18 protein-coding genes are annotated in these 20,831 nt (G+C 75.1%); 11 read left to right on the forward strand and 7 right to left on the reverse strand.

From position 1 onward, the window contains the following. Window positions 1-41: 41 nt before the first annotated feature. Window positions 42-1,229: an IS701 family transposase gene (locus tag VKZ81_RS09745; protein WP_324241143.1), complete on the reverse strand. Its 1,188-nt coding sequence runs from the start codon at window positions 1,227-1,229 to the stop codon at window positions 42-44. A gap of 464 nt (window positions 1,230-1,693) precedes the next feature. Here VKZ81_RS09745 and VKZ81_RS09750 point away from each other — a divergent pair, with 464 nt between their 5' ends. The 7 genes from VKZ81_RS09750 to VKZ81_RS09780 all read left to right on the forward strand — a co-directional run bounded on the left by VKZ81_RS09750 (window position 1,694) and on the right by VKZ81_RS09780 (window position 11,710). Then, complete coding sequence (locus VKZ81_RS09750) at window positions 1,694-3,094, forward strand: GGDEF domain-containing protein (protein ID WP_324241144.1); 1,401 nt, start codon at window positions 1,694-1,696, stop codon at window positions 3,092-3,094. A 128-nt stretch (window positions 3,095-3,222) separates the two neighbouring features. Next, complete coding sequence (locus VKZ81_RS09755; RefSeq protein WP_324241145.1) at window positions 3,223-4,575, forward strand: GGDEF domain-containing protein; 1,353 nt, start codon at window positions 3,223-3,225, stop codon at window positions 4,573-4,575. A 441-nt stretch (window positions 4,576-5,016) separates the two neighbouring features. Next, on the forward strand, window positions 5,017-6,387 hold the full coding sequence (locus tag VKZ81_RS09760; RefSeq protein WP_324241146.1) for a GGDEF domain-containing protein: 1,371 nt from the start codon (window positions 5,017-5,019) through the stop codon (window positions 6,385-6,387). Window positions 6,388-6,497: 110 nt separating this feature from the next. Next, window positions 6,498-7,832, forward strand: a complete 1,335-nt coding sequence (locus VKZ81_RS09765) for a GGDEF domain-containing protein (protein ID WP_324241147.1) — start codon at window positions 6,498-6,500, stop codon at window positions 7,830-7,832. A gap of 57 nt (window positions 7,833-7,889) precedes the next feature. Continuing rightward, window positions 7,890-9,809, forward strand: coding sequence for a 1-deoxy-D-xylulose-5-phosphate synthase (gene dxs / locus VKZ81_RS09770; RefSeq protein WP_324241148.1), 1,920 nt, complete (start codon window positions 7,890-7,892; stop codon window positions 9,807-9,809). Beyond that, window positions 9,809-10,474 (forward strand): response regulator transcription factor, encoded by a 666-nt coding sequence (locus tag VKZ81_RS09775; protein ID WP_324241149.1) that lies wholly within the window; start codon window positions 9,809-9,811, stop codon window positions 10,472-10,474. Before dxs ends, VKZ81_RS09775 begins: the two co-directional genes overlap by 1 nt. Window positions 10,475-10,606: 132 nt before the next feature. Continuing rightward, window positions 10,607-11,710, forward strand: a complete 1,104-nt coding sequence (locus VKZ81_RS09780) for a sensor histidine kinase (protein ID WP_324241206.1) — start codon at window positions 10,607-10,609, stop codon at window positions 11,708-11,710. A gap of 111 nt (window positions 11,711-11,821) precedes the next feature. On the opposite strand, the gene VKZ81_RS09785 is transcribed toward VKZ81_RS09780, so the two are convergent. From VKZ81_RS09785 to VKZ81_RS09795, 3 genes are all read right to left on the reverse strand, one after another. Then, on the reverse strand, window positions 11,822-12,967 hold the full coding sequence (locus VKZ81_RS09785) for an HRDC domain-containing protein (RefSeq protein ID WP_491723615.1): 1,146 nt from the start codon (window positions 12,965-12,967) through the stop codon (window positions 11,822-11,824). A gap of 80 nt (window positions 12,968-13,047) precedes the next feature. Further along, the gene (locus VKZ81_RS09790; RefSeq protein WP_075949948.1) at window positions 13,048-13,701 is read right to left on the reverse strand and encodes a LuxR C-terminal-related transcriptional regulator; all 654 of its coding nucleotides are present in this window, start codon (window positions 13,699-13,701) and stop codon (window positions 13,048-13,050) included. Between the two features lie 348 nt (window positions 13,702-14,049). Further along, the gene (locus tag VKZ81_RS09795; RefSeq protein ID WP_324241150.1) at window positions 14,050-14,622 is read right to left on the reverse strand and encodes a DUF3000 domain-containing protein; all 573 of its coding nucleotides are present in this window, start codon (window positions 14,620-14,622) and stop codon (window positions 14,050-14,052) included. A gap of 127 nt (window positions 14,623-14,749) precedes the next feature. On the opposite strand from VKZ81_RS09795, the gene hemE reads away from it, so the two are divergent. Together hemE and hemG are read left to right on the forward strand one after the other, a co-directional pair. Next, complete coding sequence (gene hemE, locus VKZ81_RS09800; protein WP_324241151.1) at window positions 14,750-15,814, forward strand: uroporphyrinogen decarboxylase; 1,065 nt, start codon at window positions 14,750-14,752, stop codon at window positions 15,812-15,814. Further along, the gene (hemG, locus tag VKZ81_RS09805; RefSeq protein ID WP_324241152.1) at window positions 15,811-17,226 is read left to right on the forward strand and encodes a protoporphyrinogen oxidase; all 1,416 of its coding nucleotides are present in this window, start codon (window positions 15,811-15,813) and stop codon (window positions 17,224-17,226) included. The genes hemE and hemG overlap by 4 nt, the downstream gene beginning before the upstream one ends. A 5-nt stretch (window positions 17,227-17,231) precedes the next feature. On the opposite strand, the gene VKZ81_RS09810 is transcribed toward hemG, so the two are convergent. From VKZ81_RS09810 to VKZ81_RS09820, 3 genes are all read right to left on the reverse strand, one after another. Then, on the reverse strand, window positions 17,232-17,468 hold the full coding sequence (locus VKZ81_RS09810) for a hypothetical protein (protein WP_324241153.1): 237 nt from the start codon (window positions 17,466-17,468) through the stop codon (window positions 17,232-17,234). A gap of 12 nt (window positions 17,469-17,480) precedes the next feature. Further along, window positions 17,481-18,704, reverse strand: a complete 1,224-nt coding sequence (locus VKZ81_RS09815) for a S8 family serine peptidase (protein ID WP_324241154.1) — start codon at window positions 18,702-18,704, stop codon at window positions 17,481-17,483. A 77-nt stretch (window positions 18,705-18,781) separates the two neighbouring features. Further along, window positions 18,782-19,417: an NAD(P)-dependent oxidoreductase gene (locus VKZ81_RS09820; RefSeq protein ID WP_324241155.1), complete on the reverse strand. Its 636-nt coding sequence runs from the start codon at window positions 19,415-19,417 to the stop codon at window positions 18,782-18,784. Window positions 19,418-19,511: 94 nt separating this feature from the next. Here VKZ81_RS09820 and VKZ81_RS09825 point away from each other — a divergent pair, with 94 nt between their 5' ends. Both VKZ81_RS09825 and hemQ read left to right on the forward strand, forming a co-directional pair. Next, complete coding sequence (locus VKZ81_RS09825) at window positions 19,512-20,102, forward strand: TetR/AcrR family transcriptional regulator (protein ID WP_324241156.1); 591 nt, start codon at window positions 19,512-19,514, stop codon at window positions 20,100-20,102. Window positions 20,103-20,133: 31 nt separating this feature from the next. Beyond that, a complete protein-coding gene (gene hemQ, locus VKZ81_RS09830) occupies window positions 20,134-20,829 on the forward strand; it encodes a hydrogen peroxide-dependent heme synthase (RefSeq protein ID WP_324241157.1) in 696 nt (231 codons plus the stop codon). Window positions 20,830-20,831: the final 2 nt, after the last annotated feature.

Below are 20,831 nucleotides of genomic sequence, written 5' to 3' on the forward strand. Positions count from 1 at the left end.
GAGGACGAGGGTGGCGAGCAGGTGGCGGATCTCGTTGCTGCTCAACGGGATCCGGTCGTCGCCGCCGCCTGTCCGGCCGGCTGTGGGTCCCCCTTTTCCGCCGCTCGTTGGTGTTCGGCGGCGCGGGTGGCGGCGAGGTAGGCCGCGGCCAGCATGGACAGCGTGATGTGGGCGTACCAGGCTCGGTAGTCGCGGACCTGGTACTGGTCGAGCCCGGCTTCGTTCTTCGCGGTCTGGAAGCACTCCTCGATCGCCCACCGGGCGCCGGCGACCCGGACCAGCTCGGGGACCGGGGTCGTGGCCGGCCCGGCGCAGCGGTAGAACGCCAGCTCAAGGGCCTTCCCGGGGGGTGGGTTGATCTGGCGGCGGACCAGCAGCCAGTGCCCCCACCCGGCCGGCAGGCCGGTGCCGGCCAGGGCGAGCACGGTCCAGTCGTAGAGCCGTTCACCGTGCGCACCTCGCCCGGCCGAGCGCCGCTCCCACACGCCCGGCTCGACCAGGGCAGCGAGAGCCTTGGCCTCGTGGCGGCGCCCGTCGGGGCAGGTCAGCAGATCGTCGCTGCGAGTGGCCAGCACGAACGGCACCCCGCGGGCGGCCAACCAGTCGCGGAACCCGCGGTTCTGCCCGTAGGCCTCGTCCGCGCTCACCCACCCGTGAAGCACCCCGGCGGCGTGCGCACGTTCAAGCATGGCCAGGCCCTGCTCCGGCTTCGTGGCGAACTCGACCTCGTCCGGCACGCCCGCCCTCTCGCAGCGATCGCGGTCGCCGGTCCAGGACTTGGGCAGGTAGAGCTCCCGGTCGATCAACGCCCGCCCGCGCGGGCTCGCGTAGGCCAGGAACACCCCCAGCTGACAGTTATCGATCTTCCCGGTGGTGCCTGTGTACTGGCGCTGCACCCCGGCCGAGCGGCGCCCCTTCTTGATGAACCCGGTCTCGTCGATCACAAACACCCCGGCCGGATCCCCGAGCGCGTCGAGCACGTAGCCGCGCAGGTCATCGCGCACCCCGTCGACGTCCCACCCGGCGGTGCGCAACAGCCGCTGCATCCCGTCGGGCGACACCGCCCCGGCGTGCTCGGCCAACGTCCAGCCGTTCTTGCGCTCCAGACCGGCCAGCAGACCACGCAGGTAGGCCCCGACCCGCCGGCGCGGCTCGACCCGACCGAACCGCCCGGCGATCAGCTCCACCACCGCATCCAACGACGCGACCCACCCAGCAAGATCCACCACGCGGTGATCATCACCGCCCGACAGGCCTCAGCTTCTCACGACACGCCAACGTGCCGTTGCAGTACTAGGGCCGCCGGCCTGGAAGACGCCGCAGCGTCACCAGTTCTTGCCGCGCATGGGGGTTCCTTTCTGTGGGTGGTGTGGGGTGGTGGGTTGGGTCACCAGTTCTTGCCGCGCATGGGGGTTCCCTTCTGTGCGTGGAGTTGGGGTGGGGGCTGCGCGTCGGCACCTCGGGCCGGCTCGAGCGCCAATCACGGTCGCATGCCTGACCTGGGATGGTCGCCGTTCTCGGCGCGCTTGCACGTTCTGCGCGGCGGCGATAGCTCCGTACGGACCACGCCGTACGCCCGTTCGGCGGTGTGACGGAGCGCTCCGCGACGCCGCGGTGACGCAGCGAACACGAAGGCTGACACCCGAGCCGGGCTGTACTAGGTTCAGGCCTCCAGCGTCGAGCGGAAGTACGTATGTCAGCAGAACCCGGAGTGCGCCCGGGAGGGCGCGGACCCAGCGCCCGCATCCGGGGCTGGGTCGCCGGCTGGGACCTGTGGGAGGTCCCGCGCAGGCTCGTCGCTCCCGTCTTCACCGTGGAGCTCACCGCGCTCGCGCTGATGCTCTACGGGCTGCTGACCGTGCAGCCGGAATCCCGCGACCTGCGCACCGTCGTCCTCATCTGCGTCCTCGGCGTGGTGCACACCGAAATCGCCCGCGACGTCGAGCGGATGAGACGCCGGATCACCGGCGAGGAACTGCACGTCGACCTCGGGTCGGTCTGGTTCTTCATGGCCGCGGTCCTGCTGCCGCCCGGCTACGCGGCCGCGGTGACGGTCCTCGTGCACTCCCACATCTGGTACCGCGCTGCGTATCGAAGAGCGCCGCTGTACCGCCAGGTGTTCAACAGCGCCACGATGATGATCTCGGCGTTCGCCGCGTCGTCGCTGATGCGCTACGTCTTCGAGCAGCAACGGCTCGACCTGTACGACTCGCGCGCCGTGCTGGTGCTGCTCTTCGGCATGCTCGCGTTCCTGACCATCAACAGCGCGCTGGTCGCGGGCGCGATCGCGGTGAGCACGCCGAACGCGCGGCTGTCGCAGATGGTCGGTGTCTGGAGCGAGAACCTCCTCGAGATCGCGACGCTCTCGCTCGGCGCGCTGGTCGCGGTCGCCTACCTGACGAACCCGTGGCTCGCGCTGTTCTGCCTGCCCCCGCTGCTCGTGCTGCACCGCGCGGTGCTGGTCCGGCAGCTGGAGGAGGCGGCGAGCCTCGACGGCAAGACCGGACTGCTCAACGCCGCCGCGTGGCACGTGCAGGCCGAACGAGCCCTGCAGCGGGCCAAGCGCCGCGACGGGCCGCCCGGGGTCCTGGTGCTCGACCTCGACCACTTCAAGGCCGTCAACGACACCCACGGGCACCTCGCGGGCGACCGCGTGCTCACCGCGGTGGCCGAGGTGCTGCGCGACGAGGTCAGGGAGCGCGACCTCGTCGGGCGGTTCGGCGGCGAGGAGTTCGTGGTGATGCTCGCCGGGCTCGGGGGCAGGGGACCGGCCGAGCTCGAAGCGGTGGCCGAGCGGATCCGGCGCCGCGTCGCCGACCTGCGCGTCGAGATCCCCACCCCGGACGGGCCGCTGACGGTCCGCGGGCTGAGCGTGTCGGTCGGCTGCGCGGTCATGCCCGATGGCGGCGCCGAGCTGCGGGACCTCCTCGAGGTGGCCGACCGCGCGCTGTACGCGGCGAAGCACGCGGGGCGCAACGCCGTGCGGATGGGCACCACGTCGATCGGCAGGCCCGCGTTGCTGCCGGTCAACGCGCGGGCGGACGGGGCGGATGCGGCCGAGCCGCCCGCCCTGCACACCAACGCGGGGGAGTGACCGAAAGGTCGTCCCCCTCTTGTGCGGATCCACTACGCTCCGTACTGCCGCCGACACACCGCGGGAGCACGATGGCGCCGGAGCGACGACCCCTTCCCGGTCCACCGGCGCGGCCGAACCGTTCGGCCGTGTCCCGTTGGCCGCTGTGGCGGTTGCCCCGGTTGTTGCTGGCCGCCGTGCTGGCGGTCGAGGCGGTCGCGGCGGTGCTCCTCGTCGCGGGCTTCGCGGCGGGCCCGCTCCCCACCGCGGGTGACCTCTGGGTCGGCGTGGTGCTGTGCGCGCTGGGGATCGCCCACAACGAGATGGCCGCCGGGGTGGAGCGGGAGCGGCGCCGGCTCAGCGGGGCGTCGCACGTCGACCTGAGCTCGGTGTGGACGTTCGCGGCGGCGCTGGTCCTGCCCGGCACCCACGCCGCCGTCGTGGCGGCGGTTGTCCTGCTGCACCTGTGGTCGCGGGCGTGGCGGCACTGGGTGCCGCTCTACCGGCAGCTGTTCAGCGTCGCCACCGTGGTGCTCGCCTGCCTCGCGGTGGGTGCGCTGCTCGAGGTGGTCGGCCCGCAGCAGGAGCCGCTGTGGCTGGTGCTGGTCGCCATCGCCCTGTACGTCGTCGTCAACTCGGGACTCGTCGCCGGGGTCGTGGCCATGAGCACCCCGCGCGCCGGGCTCGCCACGCTGTTCGGGCCCCCGGAGGACAACCTCCTCGAGCTCGGGATGCTCTGCATGGGCGCGCTGATCGCGATCGCCCTCTCCCTCAACCCCGTGCTGCTGGTGCTCATGGTGCTCCCGCTGCACGTCGTGCTGCGGGCCGCGCTGATCCGGCCGCTCGAGGCCGCGGCCATGACCGACGGCAAGACCGGGCTGCTCAACGCCGCCACCTGGGTCGCCGCGGCGGAGCGGGCCATCGCGGGCGCCGACGGCCCCGAGCGCGCGGGCGGGGTGCTGATCCTCGACCTCGACCACTTCAAGGCGGTCAACGACACCCACGGGCACGCCGTCGGCGACCACGTGCTGACCGCGGTGGCCGAGGCGCTGCGCCGGGTGGTGCGGGCCCACGACCTCGTCGGCAGGCTGGGCGGCGAGGAGTTCGCGGTGCTGCCCCGGCGGGCCGGGCCGGTGAGCCGGTCGGTCGCGCTCGAGTGCGTCGAGCTCGAGGTGGTGGCCGAGCGGATCCGCACCCACGTGGCCGAGCTGCAGCTGCACATCCCGACGCGGGACGGCGAGGTCGCGATCTGCGGCCTGACCGTCTCGGTCGGCGGCGCGGTCGCCCCGGCCGGCGGCGCCGACCTGGACACGCTCCTGCAGACCGCGGACGCGGCCCTCTACGAGGCCAAGCGGGCCGGGCGCAACACGGTGCGGATCGCGGTGGCGCCGATGCCGCCCTCCGCCTCGCCGACCCCCGCGGCGCCGACCCCATCGGCGCGGGCGGTGTCCGTGCCGTCCGTCGACGCGGGTCCCGGCCTGCGGACGCCCGCGACGGACTGATCGCCGGGTGCGGTCCGCGGCGCGGACGCTCCGCGACCGCACCCGGCGACCGCCGGGACGGGCGAGCCGCTCGCCCGTTTCAGGTCCAGTCGCGGTTGCGCATGGTGGCTCCTCCTCCCGTCGTCGTGGGCGGTGTCGGGGCCGGGCCCTCAGGTCCAGTCGCGGTTGCGCATCGCGTGCCTCCTTCCCGATCCGGTTCGTGTCCCAAGGCCTGCCGGAACGGCGGGGGAGCCGCGGGCCCGACAGGCGGGCGCGGAGGGTGGTCGGGTGTCGCGGGCGGTACGGCATTCAGGTGTGGCGGCGGCCGACGAGCGTGCTCCGCGCCGCCGACTCGTCTCGCTGCGTCACCGCGTGTATCGGTTGACGCCCCACACGGGTGACATCACGAGGGTCCTCCACTACGCTCAGTGCTCGACGGCCAGGGACCGACCGAGAGCGCTGATGACCGCAGATCCCCACAGGGCCCGCCCGCCGGCCCGAGCGGTCCGCGCGTGGGCGGTCCGGCGGTGGCCCCTGTGGGAGCTGCCGCAGCGGCTCGCGGTGTCGGTGCTCGTCGTCGAGGCCACGGCGCTCGGCCTCGTGATCGCCGCGGCCGCGCGGCTGCCGGCCCCGGAACCGCTCCAGCTGGCGCACGCGGCGCTGCTCGGCGGGCTGGGGGTCCTGCACACCGAGATCGCGATCGGGGTCGAGCGGCTGCGCAGGCGCGTGATGGTCGGCAACCACGCCAACCTGAGCTCCGTGTGGACGTTCGCGGGCGCGCTCGTGCTGCCGCCCGCGTGCGCGGCCGCGGTGGCGGTCGTGGTGCACCTGCACGTGTGGGCGCGCACCGGGCGGCCCCGCGTGCCGCTCTACCGCAGCGTCTACAGCGCCGCCACGATCGTGTTGGCCTGCCTCGGCGCCGGCGCGGTCGTCGCGCTGCTGGGCTCGGGGCCGCGGCCGCTCACGGCCGTCGGGATCCCGGGCATCGTGCTCGCGCTGCTGGTCTACACCACGATCAACACCGGGCTGGTCGCGGGCGCCATCGCGATGAGCGCCCCGCAACCGGACCTCGCCCGGGTCCTCGGCCGCTGGGACGACAACCTGCTGGAGTTCGCCACCCTCTCCCTCGGCGGGCTCACCGCGGTGGCGCTGGTCGTCAACCCGTGGCTGGTGCTGCTCGCCCTCCTGCCGCTCGTGGTGCTGCACCGCGCGGTGCTGGTGCGCCACCTGGAGGAGGCGGCCAACATCGACGGCAAGACCGGCCTGCTCAATGCCGTGGCCTGGCACGCGCAGGCCGAGCGGCTGCTGCAGCGCAGCAGCCCGGCCGACGGCCCGCGCGGGGTCCTCGTGCTCGACCTCGACCACTTCAAGGCGGTCAACGACACGCACGGCCACATCGCAGGCGACCAGGTGCTCGCGGCGGTGGCCGGCGCGGTGCGCGCCGAGGTCCGCGAGAGCGACCTCGTCGGGCGGTTCGGCGGCGAGGAGTTCGTGGTGCTGCTCGCCGGCCCGGCGGGCGCCCCGTCCGAGCTGGAGGCGGTGGCCGAGCGCATCCGCAACCGGGTGTCCAACCTGCGGGTGGAGATCCCCACGCCGGACGGCCCGCTCACCATCTCGGGGCTCACCGTCTCGATCGGGGTCGCGTCCGCCCCCGCCGAGGGCGCCGACCTGCGCACGTTGCTCCAGGTCGCCGACACCGCGCTGTACGCGGCCAAGCGGGCGGGGCGCAACGTGGTGCGCACCGGCACCCCGCCGTCGTCGGGGTCGCCCGTCGGGTCGCGCCGCGGAGGGGAGCAGACTCCGGGCAGTGGCTGGATCGTTGACGGAGAGTGACGAAGGCGTGGTCGAGGACCACCCCGATGTGTCATCGCAGTCCTCCTGACACGCCGGTGCCGCCTCACTAGCCTCGCCGTCAGGCACCGCGGTACGGGGAGGGGGCGGGCGTGGAGGAGTTGGCGCACTCGCACAGCCCGGCGCGGCGCCCCGAACCGGCGGGATGGGAGCTGTGGCGGCTGCCCACCCGGGCGGTCGTGCTCGTGCTCGTCGTGGAGGCGGGCGCGCTCGCCATGGTGATCACCCACCTCGGCCTGGCCGCCCCCGAGGCGTTCACCGGCGAGGTGTTCGGGCTCGCCGCGTTCCTGACGCTGCTCAGCGTGGTGCACACCGAGCTCGCCACCGGTATCGAGCGGATCCGCCGCCGGGCCGCCGAGACCTCCTACTTCGATCTCAGCTCCGTCTGGACCTTCGCCGCAGCCCTGCTGCTGCCGCCCGCGCTCGCGGCGGCGGTGATCGGGGCCGTGTACCTGCACCTGTGGCACCGGGTGTGGCGGCCGGCGAAGGTGCCGCTGCACCGCCACGTCTACACGACCGCCACCGTCGTGCTCGCCGCCGGCGCGGCGCACGCGGGCGTCGAGTGGGCGGGCGGACTGCCCGACGGCCCGGACGACGTCGCGGGCGTGGCGGGCATCGCCGTGGCCGTGCTGCTCTACGTCGTGGTGAACACGCTGCTGGTCGCCGGCGTCATCGCGCTCACCAGCGAGTGGCGGGGCGTGCGCGCGCTGGTCGGGCGGCTGGACGACAACGCGCTCGAGGTGGCCACCCTGTGCATGGGCGGGCTCGCCGCGGTCGCGATCGGGGCGACGCCGTGGCTGGTGGCGCTCGTGCTCCCGCCGATCCTCGTGCTGCACCGTGCCGTGCTGGTGCGCCACCTCGAGGAGGCGGCGAGCACGGACGCGAAGACGGGCCTGCTCAACTCGGCCGCCTGGCAGGCCGAGGCGGGCCGGGCGGTGCAGCGGGCCCAGCGCGGCCGCGGCACCGCGGCCGTGCTGATCCTCGACCTGGACCACTTCAAGCTGGTCAACGACGCCCACGGCCACCTCGCGGGCGACGACGTGCTGGCCGCCGTCGCCGCCGAGCTGCGCGCGGGCGTGCGCGAGGGCGACATCGTCGGCCGGTTCGGCGGCGAGGAGTTCGTCGTGCTGCTCGCCGACCTACCGCAGGGCGCGCTCGGCCGCGCCGAGGTCCGCGCGGTGGCCGAGCGGCTGCGCCGGCTCGTGTCCGAGCTCGACGTCCCGGTGTGCACGCCCGACGGTGATCTCACGATCACAGGCCTCAGCGTCTCGGTGGGCGGCGCCGCCGTGCCCACCGACGGCGCGACCCTCGAACAGGTGCTCAAGGTCGCCGACGCGAACCTGTACGCGGCCAAGCGCGACGGGCGCAACCTGGTGCGGCTCCCGGGGCCGGTGCAGATCCCGGCGCCGCGCACCGCGACGGGTTAGGGAGCGCCGCGGGGCGTGCGGCCACGCGGAACCGGTGCTCTTCCGTAAGCTGGCCGGGTGACCGTGTTGCGATCCGTCCGTGGCCCGGCCGACCTGAAACGGCTCCGAGCCGATCAGCTCCCGGCGCTCGCCGCGGAGATCCGGAAGGAGCTGGTGGCGTCGGTCTCGCGCACCGGCGGGCACCTCGGGCCGAACCTGGGTGTCGTCGAGCTGACCATCGCGCTGCACAGGGTCTTCGACTCGCCCCGCGACACCCTGATCTGGGACACCGGTCACCAGGCGTACGTCCACAAGATGCTGACCGGCCGCCAGGACGGCTGGGACCGGCTCAAGAAGACCGGCGGGCTGTCCGGCTACCCGTGCCGCGCCGAGAGCGAGCACGACCACGTCGAGAACAGCCACGCCTCCACGTCGCTGTCGTGGGCCGACGGCCTCGCCCGCGGCTACGCGCTCACCGGCCAGGACCGCCACGTCGTCGCGGTGATCGGCGACGGCGCGCTCACCGGCGGGATGGCCTGGGAGGCGCTCAACAACATCGCCGCGGGCAAGGACCGCAACGTCGTCATCGTCGTCAACGACAACGGGCGCTCGTACGCCCCGACGATCGGCGGCCTCGCCGACCGGCTCGCGACGCTGCGGCTGCAGCCCGGCTACGAGCGGGTGCTGGAGGCGGGCAAGCAGGCGCTGTCGCGCACGCCGGTGGTGGGCCCGCCGATCTACGCCGGGCTGCACGCGCTCAAGGCCGGGGTGAAGGACGCGCTGAGCCCGCAGGCGCTGTTCTCCGACCTGGGGCTCAAGTACTTCGGGCCGGTCGACGGCCACGACATCGCCGCGATGGAGTCGGCCCTGCGCCGGGCCCGCCACTTCGGCGGCCCGGTCATCGTCCACGCCGTCACCCAGAAGGGCCGCGGCTACCCGCCCGCGGAGAACGACGAGGCCGAGCAGATGCACAGCCCGGCCGCGTTCGACCCGGAGACCGGGCTGCCGACCGGCCCGCCGTCGGTGGGCTGGACGAGCATCTTCTCCGAGGAGATGGTCGCGCTCGGCGCCCGCAGGCCCGACATCGTCGCGATCACCGCGGCCATGCTCGGCCCCACCGGCCTCGCCCCGTTCGCGCGCGCGTTCCCCGACCGCTGCATCGACGTCGGCATCGCCGAGCAGCACGCGCTCACCTCGGCGGCGGGGCTGGCGATGGCCGGGCTGCACCCGGTCGTCGCGGTCTACTCGACGTTCCTCAACCGGGCCTTCGACCAGCTGCTCATGGACGTGGCCCTGCACGACAAGCCCGTCACGCTGGTGCTCGACCGTGCGGGCGTCACGGGCAACGACGGGCCTTCGCACAACGGGATGTGGGACCTGTCGCTGCTCGGCATCGTGCCCGGCATGCGGGTGGCCGCGCCCCGGGACGCCGACACGCTGCGGGAGGAGCTGGCCGAGGCCGTCGCGATCGAGGACGGCCCCACCGCGATCCGCTTCCCGAAGGGCGCGGTGATCGAGTCGGTGCCCGCGCTGCGCCGGGTCGGCGGGGTCGACGTGCTGCACGAGCCCGCGGGCGACGAGGCGTCGGTGCTGCTGGTGTGCGCGGGGGCGTTCGGCGAGCTCGGCGTCGCCGCGGCGAAGCGGCTGGAGCAGCAGGGCGTCGCCGTCACCGTGGTCGACCCGCGGTGGGTGCTCCCGATCCCGGATGCGCTGGTCGACCTCGCCCGCGGCCACCGCCTGGTCGTCGCCGTCAGCGACTGCGGTCGCCACGGCGGGTTCGGCTCGGCGCTCGGGGCGGCGCTGCGCGACGCGGAGTGCGACGTGCCGCTGCGCGACCTCGCGCTCCCGCAGCGGTTCCTCGAACACGGCAGCCGCGCCGACGTCCTGCAGTCCGTCGGGCTCACCGCGCAGGACGTGGCGCGCCGCGTCACCGAGTGGGCCGCGGCCCTGCCCACCACCGGGGCCGACGAGCCCGCACCGTCGGAGGAGGCACGCTGATGCGGGTCCTGGTCGTGGAGGACGAGCGGGCGCTGGCCGACGCCGTCGCGCGCGGCCTGCGCCGGGAGGGCATGGCCGTCGACGTCGCCTACGACGGCGACACCGGCCACGAGAAGGCTCTGGTCACCCGCTACGACGTGGTGGTGCTGGACCGCGACCTGCCGGGCATGTCCGGCGACCGGCTCTGCGCGGAGATCGTCGCGTCCGAGTCCACCACCCGGGTGCTGATGCTGACCGCGAGCGGCACGCTCGCCGACAAGGTCGACGGGCTCTCCCGCGGGGCCGACGACTACCTCGCCAAGCCGTTCGACTTCCCCGAGCTCGTGGCGCGCTGCCGAGCGCTGGGCCGCCGGGCCACCCCGGCCGTGCCGCCGCTGCTCGTGGCGGGTGACGTCGCGCTCGACCCGGCGCGGCGCACCGTGCACCGCGGGGACCGGCAGATCGAGCTCACCCGCAAGGAGTTCGGGGTGCTGGAGGTCCTCATGGGCGCCCGCGGCGCCGTGGTGAGCAGCGAGGAGCTGCTCGAGCGGGTCTGGGACGAGAACGCCGACCCCTTCACCACCACCGTCCGGGTCACCGTGATGACGCTGCGCAAGAAGCTCGGCGACCCCGGCGTCATCGAGACCGTGGTCGGGGCCGGCTACCGGGTGCCCGCCGCGGGATAGGTCGTCGAGGTGGCCGAGCACGCGCCGTCACCGACCCGCACCGCGGGCCGGCCGCCGCCTGCGCAGGCGATCCCACCCGCGCCGCCCCCACCCGAGCCCACCCGCGCGCCCCCGCGGCGCCGCGGGTTCGGCCTGCGGCCGCGCCTGACCCTCGTGTGCACGGGCGTGGTCGCCCTCGTGAGCGCACTGCTGCTGTGGCTGGGCTGGTTGCTCGTCGGCGGGGTGGCGCGCAGCGTGCCGTCGCTCCCGCCGGGCACCACGGTCCGCGTCGGTGACGTCACCGTGCCCGCGGAGCGGCTCAACGAGGCCATCGGCGCCGCGGCCCGGGCCGACGTGCTGCGGGCGGGCCTGATCGCGTTCCCGCTCGTGGTCGCCGCCGCCGCGGTGGTGTCGTGGGTGCTCGTCGGGCGGGTGCTCGGCCCGCTGCACGCGGTGACGGCCACCGCGCGACGCCTCACGGCCGAGTCGCTGGACACCCGCACCGGCCTGCAGGACGCCCGGGGCGAGGTCGCCGAGCTGGCGGCCGGCTTCGACGCGATGCTCGACCGCCTGCAGGCGGCGTTCGACGCCCAGCGCCGGTTCGTGGCCAACGCCAGCCACGAGCTGCGTACCCCCCTGTCGGTGCTGCGCACCGAGGTCGACGTCACGCTCTCCGACCCCGACGCCGACGTCGAGGAGCTGCGCCGGATGGCGTCCGTCGTGCGCGAGGCCACCCGGCGCGCCGACGACCTCATCGCCGGCCTGCTGCTGCTGGCCCGCACCGAGAGCGCGGAGCTGGGTGAGGTGAGCCCGGTCGATCTCGCCGAGGTCGTGGTGCCTGCGCTCGCCGCCGTGCGGGCCGAGGCGGGCAGGCGCGGGCTGCGGATCCAGGTCAAGACGGCCTCGGCGCCCACGCGGGGCGACCCGGTGCTGCTGGAGCGGGTCGCGGGCAACCTCGTCGAGAACGCGGTCCGGCACAACGTGCAGGGCGGCTGGGTGGAGGTGTGCACCCGCGCCGCCGACGGGGTGGCCCTGCTGCAGGTGTCCTCCAGCGGCGCCGAGATCCCCGGTGACCGCGTGGCGGAGCTGTTCGAGCCCTTCCGCCGCGGGCCCGTGGCGCGCACCGCGGACACGCCCGGCTCGGGGCTGGGGCTGTCGATCGTGCGGGCGGTCGTGCAGGCTCACGGCGGCCGCGTGCGGGCCGAGCCGGTGCCCGGCGGCGGCCTCACGGTCACGGTGGAGCTGCCCGCGGGCTAGCGCGCCGGCGTGATGTCAGGAAAGCCACTTTCATGACGCTGGGCGTCAGGAAAGCCACATTCCTGACGGGCTGGGGCCTGGGACGGAAGGCTGGGGCGCGCGGCGCCGGCCTCAGCGGGCCGCGAGGGCCTTCTCCAGCCGGTCGGCGAGCAGCTCGATCTGCCACTCCCGGGCGCCGCCCGCGCGCAGGGCGGCGCGCACGTCGCCGTCCTCTGGCGGGTTCCAGCACAGGCGGCGCAGCAGGTCGGGCTGCAGCAGGTTCTCCACCGGGACGTTCCACTCCTCGCCCACCTCGGCCACGGCGGCGCGCGCCGCGGCGAGGCGGGTGGCGGCGTCCGGGTCGCGGTCGCCCCAGCGCGACACCGGGGGAGGCCCGTCAGCGGGCGGGGAGCTGCGCGGGTACTCGGAGGGGTCGAGCGCGTACGCCTTCTCCAGCGCCGCGAACCAGTACGAGGTGAGCCGGCGCTGGGCACGACCGCGGAAGATCGGCATGCGCGCGAGCTCCTGCGCCGAGGCGGGCTGGGCGGCCGCGGCCGCGACGATCGCGCTGTCCGGGAGCACCCGCCCGGGCGCGATGTCCCGCTCGGCGGCGAGCCGGTCCCGGGCCTCCCACAGCGCGCGGGCGGCCGCGAGCAGCTTCGGCTTGCGCAGCTTGTGCACCCCCGACAGCCGCCGCCACGGCTCGGCCCGCGGCGCGGGCGGAGGGGCGGTGCGGACGGCCTCGAACTCCTGCAGCGCCCACTCGAGCTTGCCCTGCGCGGCCAGCTCCCTGGCGAGCACGTCGCGCAGCTCGACGAGCACCTCGACGTCGAGCGCGGCGTAGACCAGCCAGTCCTCGGGCAGGGGCCGGCGCGACCAGTCGGCCGCGCCGTGCCCCTTCTCCAACGACAGACCCAGCAGCTGCTCCACGAGCGGCCCGAGCCCGACCCGCGGGAACCCCGCGAGCCGGGCGGCCAGCTCCGTGTCGAACAGCTTCGCCGGGGCGAGGCCCACCTCCGCCAGGCAGGGCAGGTCCTGGCTGGCGGCGTGCAGCACCCACTCCGGCCCGGTGAGGGCGGGCGCGAGCGCCGAGAGATCACCGCCGAGCGGGATCGGGTCGATCAGCGCCGTGCCCGCGCCCGCGCGCCGCAACTGGACCAGGTAGGCCCGCTGCGAGTACCGGAATCCGGACGCCCGTTCGGCGTCGACGGCGATGGGCCCGCTGCCGTCCGCGACGGCGGCGGCGGTGCGGTGGAGCGCGGTGCGGTCGGCGACCACCGGAGGCAGCCCATCGGCCGGTCGCAGCAACGGGACCGGCCCCGGTGCGTCCGGGTCTTCGCCTGCGTGTGCTTCTTCTGTCAGCGGATGACCCCGGCACGCATCGCCAGCGCGACCATCTGAGCGCGGTCCCCGGTGCCGAGCTTGCGCCCGATGCGCGAGAGGTGGCTCTTCACCGTGAGCGCCGACAGGCTCAGGGCCTCGCCGATCTCCTTGTTGGACTGCCCGTCCGCCACGAGCTGCAGGACCTCCACCTCGCGAGCGGAGAGCTCGCGCGGGGTGTTGTCCGTGCCCGGTACCCGGGTACCGGTGGCGAGCAGCGGCGCGACGGTCGGGTCGGCGTACACGCCGCCGTCCAGCACCCGCTTGACGCCGTCGGTGACGATCGCCGCGGACGCGGACTTGAGCAGGTACGCCTGGGCGCCCGCCTGGAACGCCGAGCGCACCGCGTACGGGTCGTCGGACGATGCGAGCACGACGAGGCGGTTCCACCCCAGCGATCGCAGCTCGGTGACCAGGTCCAGCCCGCTGCCGTCGGGCAGGCCCAGGTCGAGGATGGCGAGATCGCACGGTCCGTTGGCGTGCGCACGTGCGCGCGCCTCCGCCACCGAGGCGGCTTCGTACACCGTGCCCGCGCCCATCGAGCGCAGGCGCGCGGCGATCGCCTCGCGCAGGAGCGGGTGGTCGTCGACCACCAGCACCGAGAACAGCTCTTCCCGCGGGTGCGGGACCATCGCGGGCGACAGCACAGCATGGGTGGAGGGGTGCCCAGAGGCGCCCCGCACCGGTGTGCCCTGACCGACAACGGCCACGTCACTACCTCCCTGGAGTCGGTCGTTGCCCCCCGACCGGCACCAGTCCCCCGGTCGGATGGAACTACTCGCCCGACCGCCCGAGGAGGTGTCGTGGAGGAAGCGTAGCCCCCCAAGCGGTCTAACGTCGTGTATCGGATCGAACTTCTCTGGGTGAAAGTTACAGCCTTGTCGATGCCGATCCACTCGTCCGGGTGAGGATTTTGATCACTCCGAGCATCGTACCCGCTGGTGAGCCCCCGGATCACCCGATCGAGACCGTGTCTCGCATCAGCCTCGACGAGTTGCCAGCGGGAGCACTCCGACGGGTGGGAGGCCGGCCGCGGACGCCACGAGGCCGCAGAACGCCTCGGCGTGTCGCGACAGGTCGGTGCCCACCGGGGTCCAGGAGGCGCGCAGCTCGACGTCGTCGTCGCGGCGGGGGCCCGCGATGTCGCCGAAGCGCACCGACGAGGTCTGGGTGACGGTGCCGCCGAGGGCGACGTGCTCCGCGCCTGCGACCTCCAGGGCCTCGGTCAGCCACGACCAGCCGACGACCGGCAGCATCTCGTCGCCGAGCTGTTCGGGTTCGAGGCGGGCCTGGACGAAGCAGACGAGCCGGAAGGTGCCCTCCCAGGCGTCCTGTCCGGCGGGGTCGTGCAGGAGGATGAGCCGGCCGCTGGTATCCGGTTCCGAGGGGTCGCCGTCCTCGGTCACGGCCTCCACGCTGAACGCCCACGTGTACGGGGCGAGGCGCGGCGGCGCGTCCAGCGGGGAGAGCAGGAGTTCGGGTCGCGGCCGCACGGCGCGCAGCGAGGCGACGGCCTGCTGGAACTCCTGTGGTGGGGCGGGCGCGTCGGACACGAGCGTGGACTTTAGGTCGCTCTCGGTGATCCGCAGCTGCGACGCGCCGCACTCGGCGCCACCTGACCGTGGGACGCCGACCGCCGATCGGTGACGCCGTGGTGGGGCGTGGGAGGATGGCAGGACCATGACCGTCATGCCCGCCTCCGACGTGCACCCCCGCCGGCACCTGCCCGCGGCGCCCTTCCTCGCCGCAGCGCGCGGGGAGCGCCCGTCGCGGCTACCGGTGTGGTTCATGCGCCAGGCCGGCCGCTCGCTGCCGGAGTACCGGGCCCTGCGGGCCGGCTCCGGGATGCTGCAGGCCTGCCTGACCCCCGACCTCACCTGCGAGATCACGCTCCAGCCGGTGCGCAGGCACGGGGTCGACGCCGCGATCCTGTTCTCCGACATCGTCGTGCCGCTCTACGTGGCCGGGGTCGGCGTGGACATCGTGGCGGGCACCGGGCCCGTGGTGGCGCACCCGGTGCGCACGATGGCCGACGTCGAGCGGATCCCGCCGCTGCACCCCGAGCAGGTCACCCCGGTCACCGACGCCATCGGGCTGCTCATCCCCGAGCTGGGTGACACCCCGTTGATCGGTTTCGCCGGGGCCCCGTTCACGCTCGCGTCCTACCTCGTGGAGGGCGGCCCGAGCCGCAACCACGAGCACACCAAGGCCTTGATGCTCTCGGCGCCGGACGTGTGGCACGCGCTCATGTCCCGGCTCGCCGAGATCACCTCGACGTTCCTGCGGGCGCAGGTCGCGGCCGGGGTCGACGCGGTCCAGCTGTTCGACTCGTGGGCGGGGGCGCTGTCCGAGCGCGACTACCGCCGCCACGTGCTGCCGCACTCGGCGCGGGTGCTCGAGAGCGTCGCAGGCGCCGGGGTGCCGCGCATCCACTTCGGCGTGGGCACCGGCGAGCTGCTCGGCGCGATGGCCGACGCGGGCGCCGACGTCGTGGGCGTCGACTGGCGGGTGCCGCTGGACGAGGCGGCGCGCCGCACCGGCGGGCGCGTGGCGGTGCAGGGCAACCTCGACCCCGCCGTGCTGTTCGCCGACGCCGCCTCCGTCGAGGCCGAGGCGCGCCGCGTCGCCGCGGAGGGTCGCCGCGCGCCGGGGCACGTGTTCAACCTCGGGCACGGGGTGCTCCCCGACACCGACCCGGACGTCCTCACCCGGCTCGTCGAGCTGGTGCACACGCTCGAGCCGTGACCAGCCGCGTCGCCGTGGTCGGCGGTGGGATCTCGGGTCTCGCCGCGGCGCACCGGCTGCGCACCCTGCTGGGGCCGGCCGCCCGCATCACGGTCCTGGAGCAGCGGGACCGGGTCGGGGGAGTGCTGCACACCGTCGACCTCGCCGGTGCGCCGTTCGACGTCGGGGCCGAGGCGTTCCTGGTCCGCAGGCCCGAGGTGCCCGCCCTCCTCGCCGAGCTGGGGCTCGCCGACGCGCTGGTGCACCCGACCCCCGCCGCCGCGTCCATCCGCGCCGCGGGCCGCACGGGGCCGCTGCCGCCCGGCACGCTCATGGGGGTCCCGACCAGCGCCGCGCGGCTCGACGGGCTGCTGTCGCCCGCGGGTCTCGCCGCGGTCGCCGCCGAGCCGCAGCGGCCGCTGTCCTGGGAGCCCGGCGGGGACGTGGCGCTCGGCGCGCTGCTGCGCTCGCGGATGGGCGACGAGGTCGCCGACCGGCTCGCCGACCCGCTGCTCGGCGGCGTCTACGCCGGCCGCGTCGACGCGCTCGGCGTGCGGGCCACGGTGCCCGCGCTGGCGGCGGCGCTCGACGAGGGCGCGCCCTCGCTGACCGCGGCCGCCGACCGGGCTGCGGGCGGTGCCCGCGCCCCGTCCGCGAGCCGCGACGTGAGCGGCGACTCGGCCAGGCCCGGCGGGCCCGTCTTCGGGGCCGTGCGCGGTGGCTACCGGGTGCTGCTCGACGCGCTCGTGCGCGCCGCGGCGCCCGAGGTGCGCCTGTCGGCCACCGTGCGGGAGCTGCACCGCACCGAGGGCGGCTGGCGGCTCGTGCTCGGGCCCACCACGGCGCCCGAGGCGCTCGACGTCGACGCCGTCGTGCTCGCGGTCCCCGCGCCCGCGGCGGCCCGGCTGCTGGCGTCGGCGGCGCCCGTCGCGGCCAAGGCCGCCGGGGAGATCGAGCTCGCCTCGTCGGTCGTGGTGGCGCTGGCCTACCGGGCCGAGGACGCCGCGTCGCTCCCACCCACCTCGGGGGTGCTCGTCGCGGCCGACGAACCGCTGTCGGTCAAGGCGTTCACCCACTCCTCGACCAAGTGGGCCCACCTCGCCGACGGCGGGCTGGTGCGGCTGCGGGCGTCGCTGGGCCGCTTCGGCGAGGCGACGACCCTCCAGGTCGACGACGCCGAGCTGGTCGCCCGCGCCCGGGCGGACCTGGCGACGCTCACCGGGATCACCGCCGCCCCGGTGGCCACGCACGTCCAGCGCTGGGGTGGCGGGCTGCCGCAGTACGGCGTGGGCCACCTCGAGCGGGTGCGCGCGATCGAGGAGGGCCTGCCCGCGGGCCTCGCGGTGGCCGGGGCGGCGCTGCACGGCGTCGGCGTGCCGGCCTGCATCGCCACCGGGCGCACGGCCGCGGAGCGGGTGGCCGCCACCCGCTGACCGGGTTACTGCACGTCCGACTCGGGCGGCGGCAGCCGCACCGTCCGCTCGGGCTCGACCGCCACGACGCCCGCGACGTCGCCCAGCGCCTTCACCCGCCCCGTGTCCACCGAGCCCGTGATCACCCCGATCGCGCGCAGCACCTGCTCGACGCGCAGCCCGCCGTGCTCCAGCGCGGCGACGACCTCGTCGATGCGGGCGACCGCGTCGTCCGCGAGGGAGACCGTGACCTTCTCGGGCATGTGACCAGCGTGTCAGGCGCCGGGCGCGCGGACCAGTCCGGAGCCGACGTCGCTCGCCGGCAGCGGCAGCCGCTGCGCGGCCTGCACCAGCTGCGCCCACAGCTGCTGGCCCCGCGCGCCCGTGCGCTGGGCCCACAGCGCGGCGATGCCCGCGACGTGCGGGGTGGCCATGCTGGTGCCCGAGATCGTCCGCGTGACCTGCGGCCGCGGCCACGACGAGTGCACGTCGACCCCCGGTGCTGCGATGTCGACCTGCCCGCCGTCGACGGTGCTGCTCGCGGCCGAGAAGTCGGCGACGGCGAGCGAGGGGTCCACCGCGCCGACGGCCATGATCGACGGGCTGTTCGCGGGCACCCCCACGAAGCCGGGGTTGCCCGCGGAGCGGCGGGCGTTGTTGCCCGCCGCGGCGATGACGAGCGTCCCCGCGGCCAGCGCGCGCCGTCCCGCGGTCTCGTAGGCCGTGGAGACCGCCCGGACGTCGGCGCCGAGCGACATCGAGATGATCTGGGCGCCGGAGGAGATCGCCCAGCTCATGCCCGCGAGGATGTCGGCGTCGGTGCCGGTGCCGTCGTCGCCGAGGACCTTGCCGACCATGAGGCGCGCCTCGTGGGCGACCCCGTAACGCCGCCCGCTCGATGGAGCGAGCGGGCCGCAGGCCGTCCCGGCGACGTGGGTGCCGTGCCCCTGGGCGTCCTGGACGGTCTGGCCGGCGACGAACGACCGGGTCTCGACGTCGCGGCCCGCGAAGTCGGGGTGCTCCAGGTCGAGCCCGGTGTCGAGCACCGCGACCGCGATCCCGGCCCCGGTCTCGGGGGACTCCGCGACGCCGGTGGCCTGCAGGCCCCAGGTCAGCTCTTCCGTGTCGCCGAACTGGGCCGCCGCCACCGCGCCCGCCGTGAGCTGGGCGTGCAGGAACTGCGCGGCGTCGCGGAAGCCGCGCAGGTACTCCTCCGACAGCCCGATCGCGTGTCGCACCCGCTCCGGTTCCACGCCCAGCAGCCGCCGGTCCGCGCGCGCCGCCGCCAGCTGCTGCGGCGACAGCTCCGCGACGGCCACGCCCAGCTCGGGGAAGAGCCGGGGGCGGCCCGGTGCCGGGGCGCCCTCGCGGGTGGTCGCGGGCCGCTCGCCGCCGCAGACCTCCTGCACCGCCACCCTGGCCCGGTCGGTGTCGTCGAGGAAGTCGTCGTCCAGCACCAGCAGGTAGCGGCCGGTCATCCCGTCCGCGGCGTCGTCCACCACTCGGCCCCTCCCGATCATCGTCACCCGTCGGGGCCACATCGTGCCGGTGCGTGGTCGCGGCCGCGAGCCGGGGATCAGCCGGCCGCCACCGACAGCGCTGCGCTGCGCACCCCCTCGTCCGTCACGGCCTGCAGCACGGCGGTCGCGAGGTCGGCGCGGGTCATCGAGTAGGAGCCCCGCACGTTGCCCCCGACGCGGCGGGCGATCCGCCCGGTGGCCGGCCGGTCGGTGAGCCGCGGGGGCAGCACGATCGTCCAGTCGAGGCCGCTTCCGCGCACCACCTCCTCCATGGCCAGCATGTCGGCGAACTGGTGGCGGAGCACGAGGCCGAGCAGCGGTTTGACCACCACCCGGATCGGCCAGGCGTCGCCGTCGCGGTGCGCGCCGCTCGCGCTCACCGCCACGAGCCTGCGCACGCCCGCATCGCGCATGGCCGCCGTGATGACCCGCGCGGCGTCGGCGCGGAACGTGGTCGGCCCGCTCGTGCGCGCCCCCAGTGCGTCGACCACGGCGTCGGCGTCCGCGACCGCCCGCAGGACGGCCGCCCGGTCGTCCAGCTGCGCGGTGCGGACGGTCAGGCCCTCCCGGGGCGGGGTGGCGAGCCGGGCGGGGTCCCTGACCACCGCGACGACCTCGTGCCCGGCGTCGAGCGCCTGTTGCACGACGTGCCGCCCGGTCCCCCCGGTCGCGCCGAACACGGTGATCCGCATGCCGTCCTCCTTCGGTTAGTGAACACTCACCACTAGAGTGGGTAAGTACTCACTCACCGTCAAGGGAACGCTGAGGACCTGCTTCGGGAGGCACGTGGGAACGCGGGAGGACATCCTGGGCGCGGCCGCCCGGATCATGCGCACCGAGGGCTACGCGCGCGCCACCACCAAGGAGATCGCGCGGGCCGCGGGGTACTCCGAGGCCGCGCTCTACAAGCACTTCCAGGACAAGACCGAGATCTTCCTGCGGGTGCTCGAGGAGCAGCTGCCCGAGCTGGCCGAGCTGCTCGCCCGGCTGGAGGCGGGCGAGGGCGAGGTGCGGGCGAACCTCGAGCAGGTGGTCGCGACCGCGGTCGCCTTCTACGCCGACAGCTTCCCGATCGCCGTCTCGCTGTACTCCTCGCGGGCGCTGCTCGTCGCCCACCGCGAGCGGGTCCGCGAGCTCGGCGGCGGCCCGCGCATGCCCGAGGAGGTGCTGGCGCGCTACCTCGCCGCGGAGCAGCTCCTGGGCCGGCTCGCGCCGTCCGCCGACCCGAGGGCGATGGCCCGGCTGCTGCTCGGCGCGTGCTTCCAGCAGGCGTTCCTCGCCGACTTCGCGGGCGCCCCGCTCGACGCCGAGCAGCGCGCCGAGCTGGCGCGCAGCCTCGTCGCCACCGTGCTGGGCGCCACCGCGGGCGCGGGCTGAGGCACCGGCGGTGCGTGGCAGGATGGGACGCGTGGCAAGCCTGGACTACGAAGAGCTGAACAGCGCCATCCGCTACACGATGTGGTCGGTGTTCCGGGTCGAGCCGGGCCGGCTCGGCGACGACCGCGGCGCGGCGGCGAGCCAGCTCACGGAGTTCCTGGACGCGCTCGCCGGCAAGGGCGTGACCGTGCGGGGCGTGTACGACCTCGCCGGCACGCGGGCCGACGCCGACTACATGGTCTGGTGGCACGCCGACAACGTCGAGGCGCTCCAGGCTGCATACGCCGACCTGCGGCGCACCACCGCGGTCGGCCGGGTGAGCACCCCGGTGTGGAGCCAGGTGGGGATCCACCGGCCCGCCGAGTTCAACAAGGCCCACGTCCCCGCGTTCATCGCGGGGGAGGAGCCGCGTCGCTACCTGTGCGTCTACCCGTTCGTCCGCTCCTACGAGTGGTACCTGCTGCCCGAGGACGAGCGGCGGCGGATGCTCGCCGAGCACGGCCGGGAGGCCCGCGAGTACCCGGACGTCCGCGCCAACACGGTGGCGTCGTTCGCGCTCGGCGACTACGAGTGGCTGCTCGCGTTCGAGGCCGACGAGCTGCACCGCATCGTCGACCTCATGCGGCACCTGCGGGCCACGGACGCGCGCAGGCACGTCCGGGCCGAGACGCCGTTCTTCACGGGCCCGCGGGTGCAGCCGGGTGACCTGGTCGCCACCCTGCCGTGACG

It is taken from the genome of Pseudonocardia sp. (assembly GCF_035305885.1).
Classification (GTDB): Bacteria; Actinomycetota; Actinomycetes; order Mycobacteriales; family Pseudonocardiaceae; genus Pseudonocardia.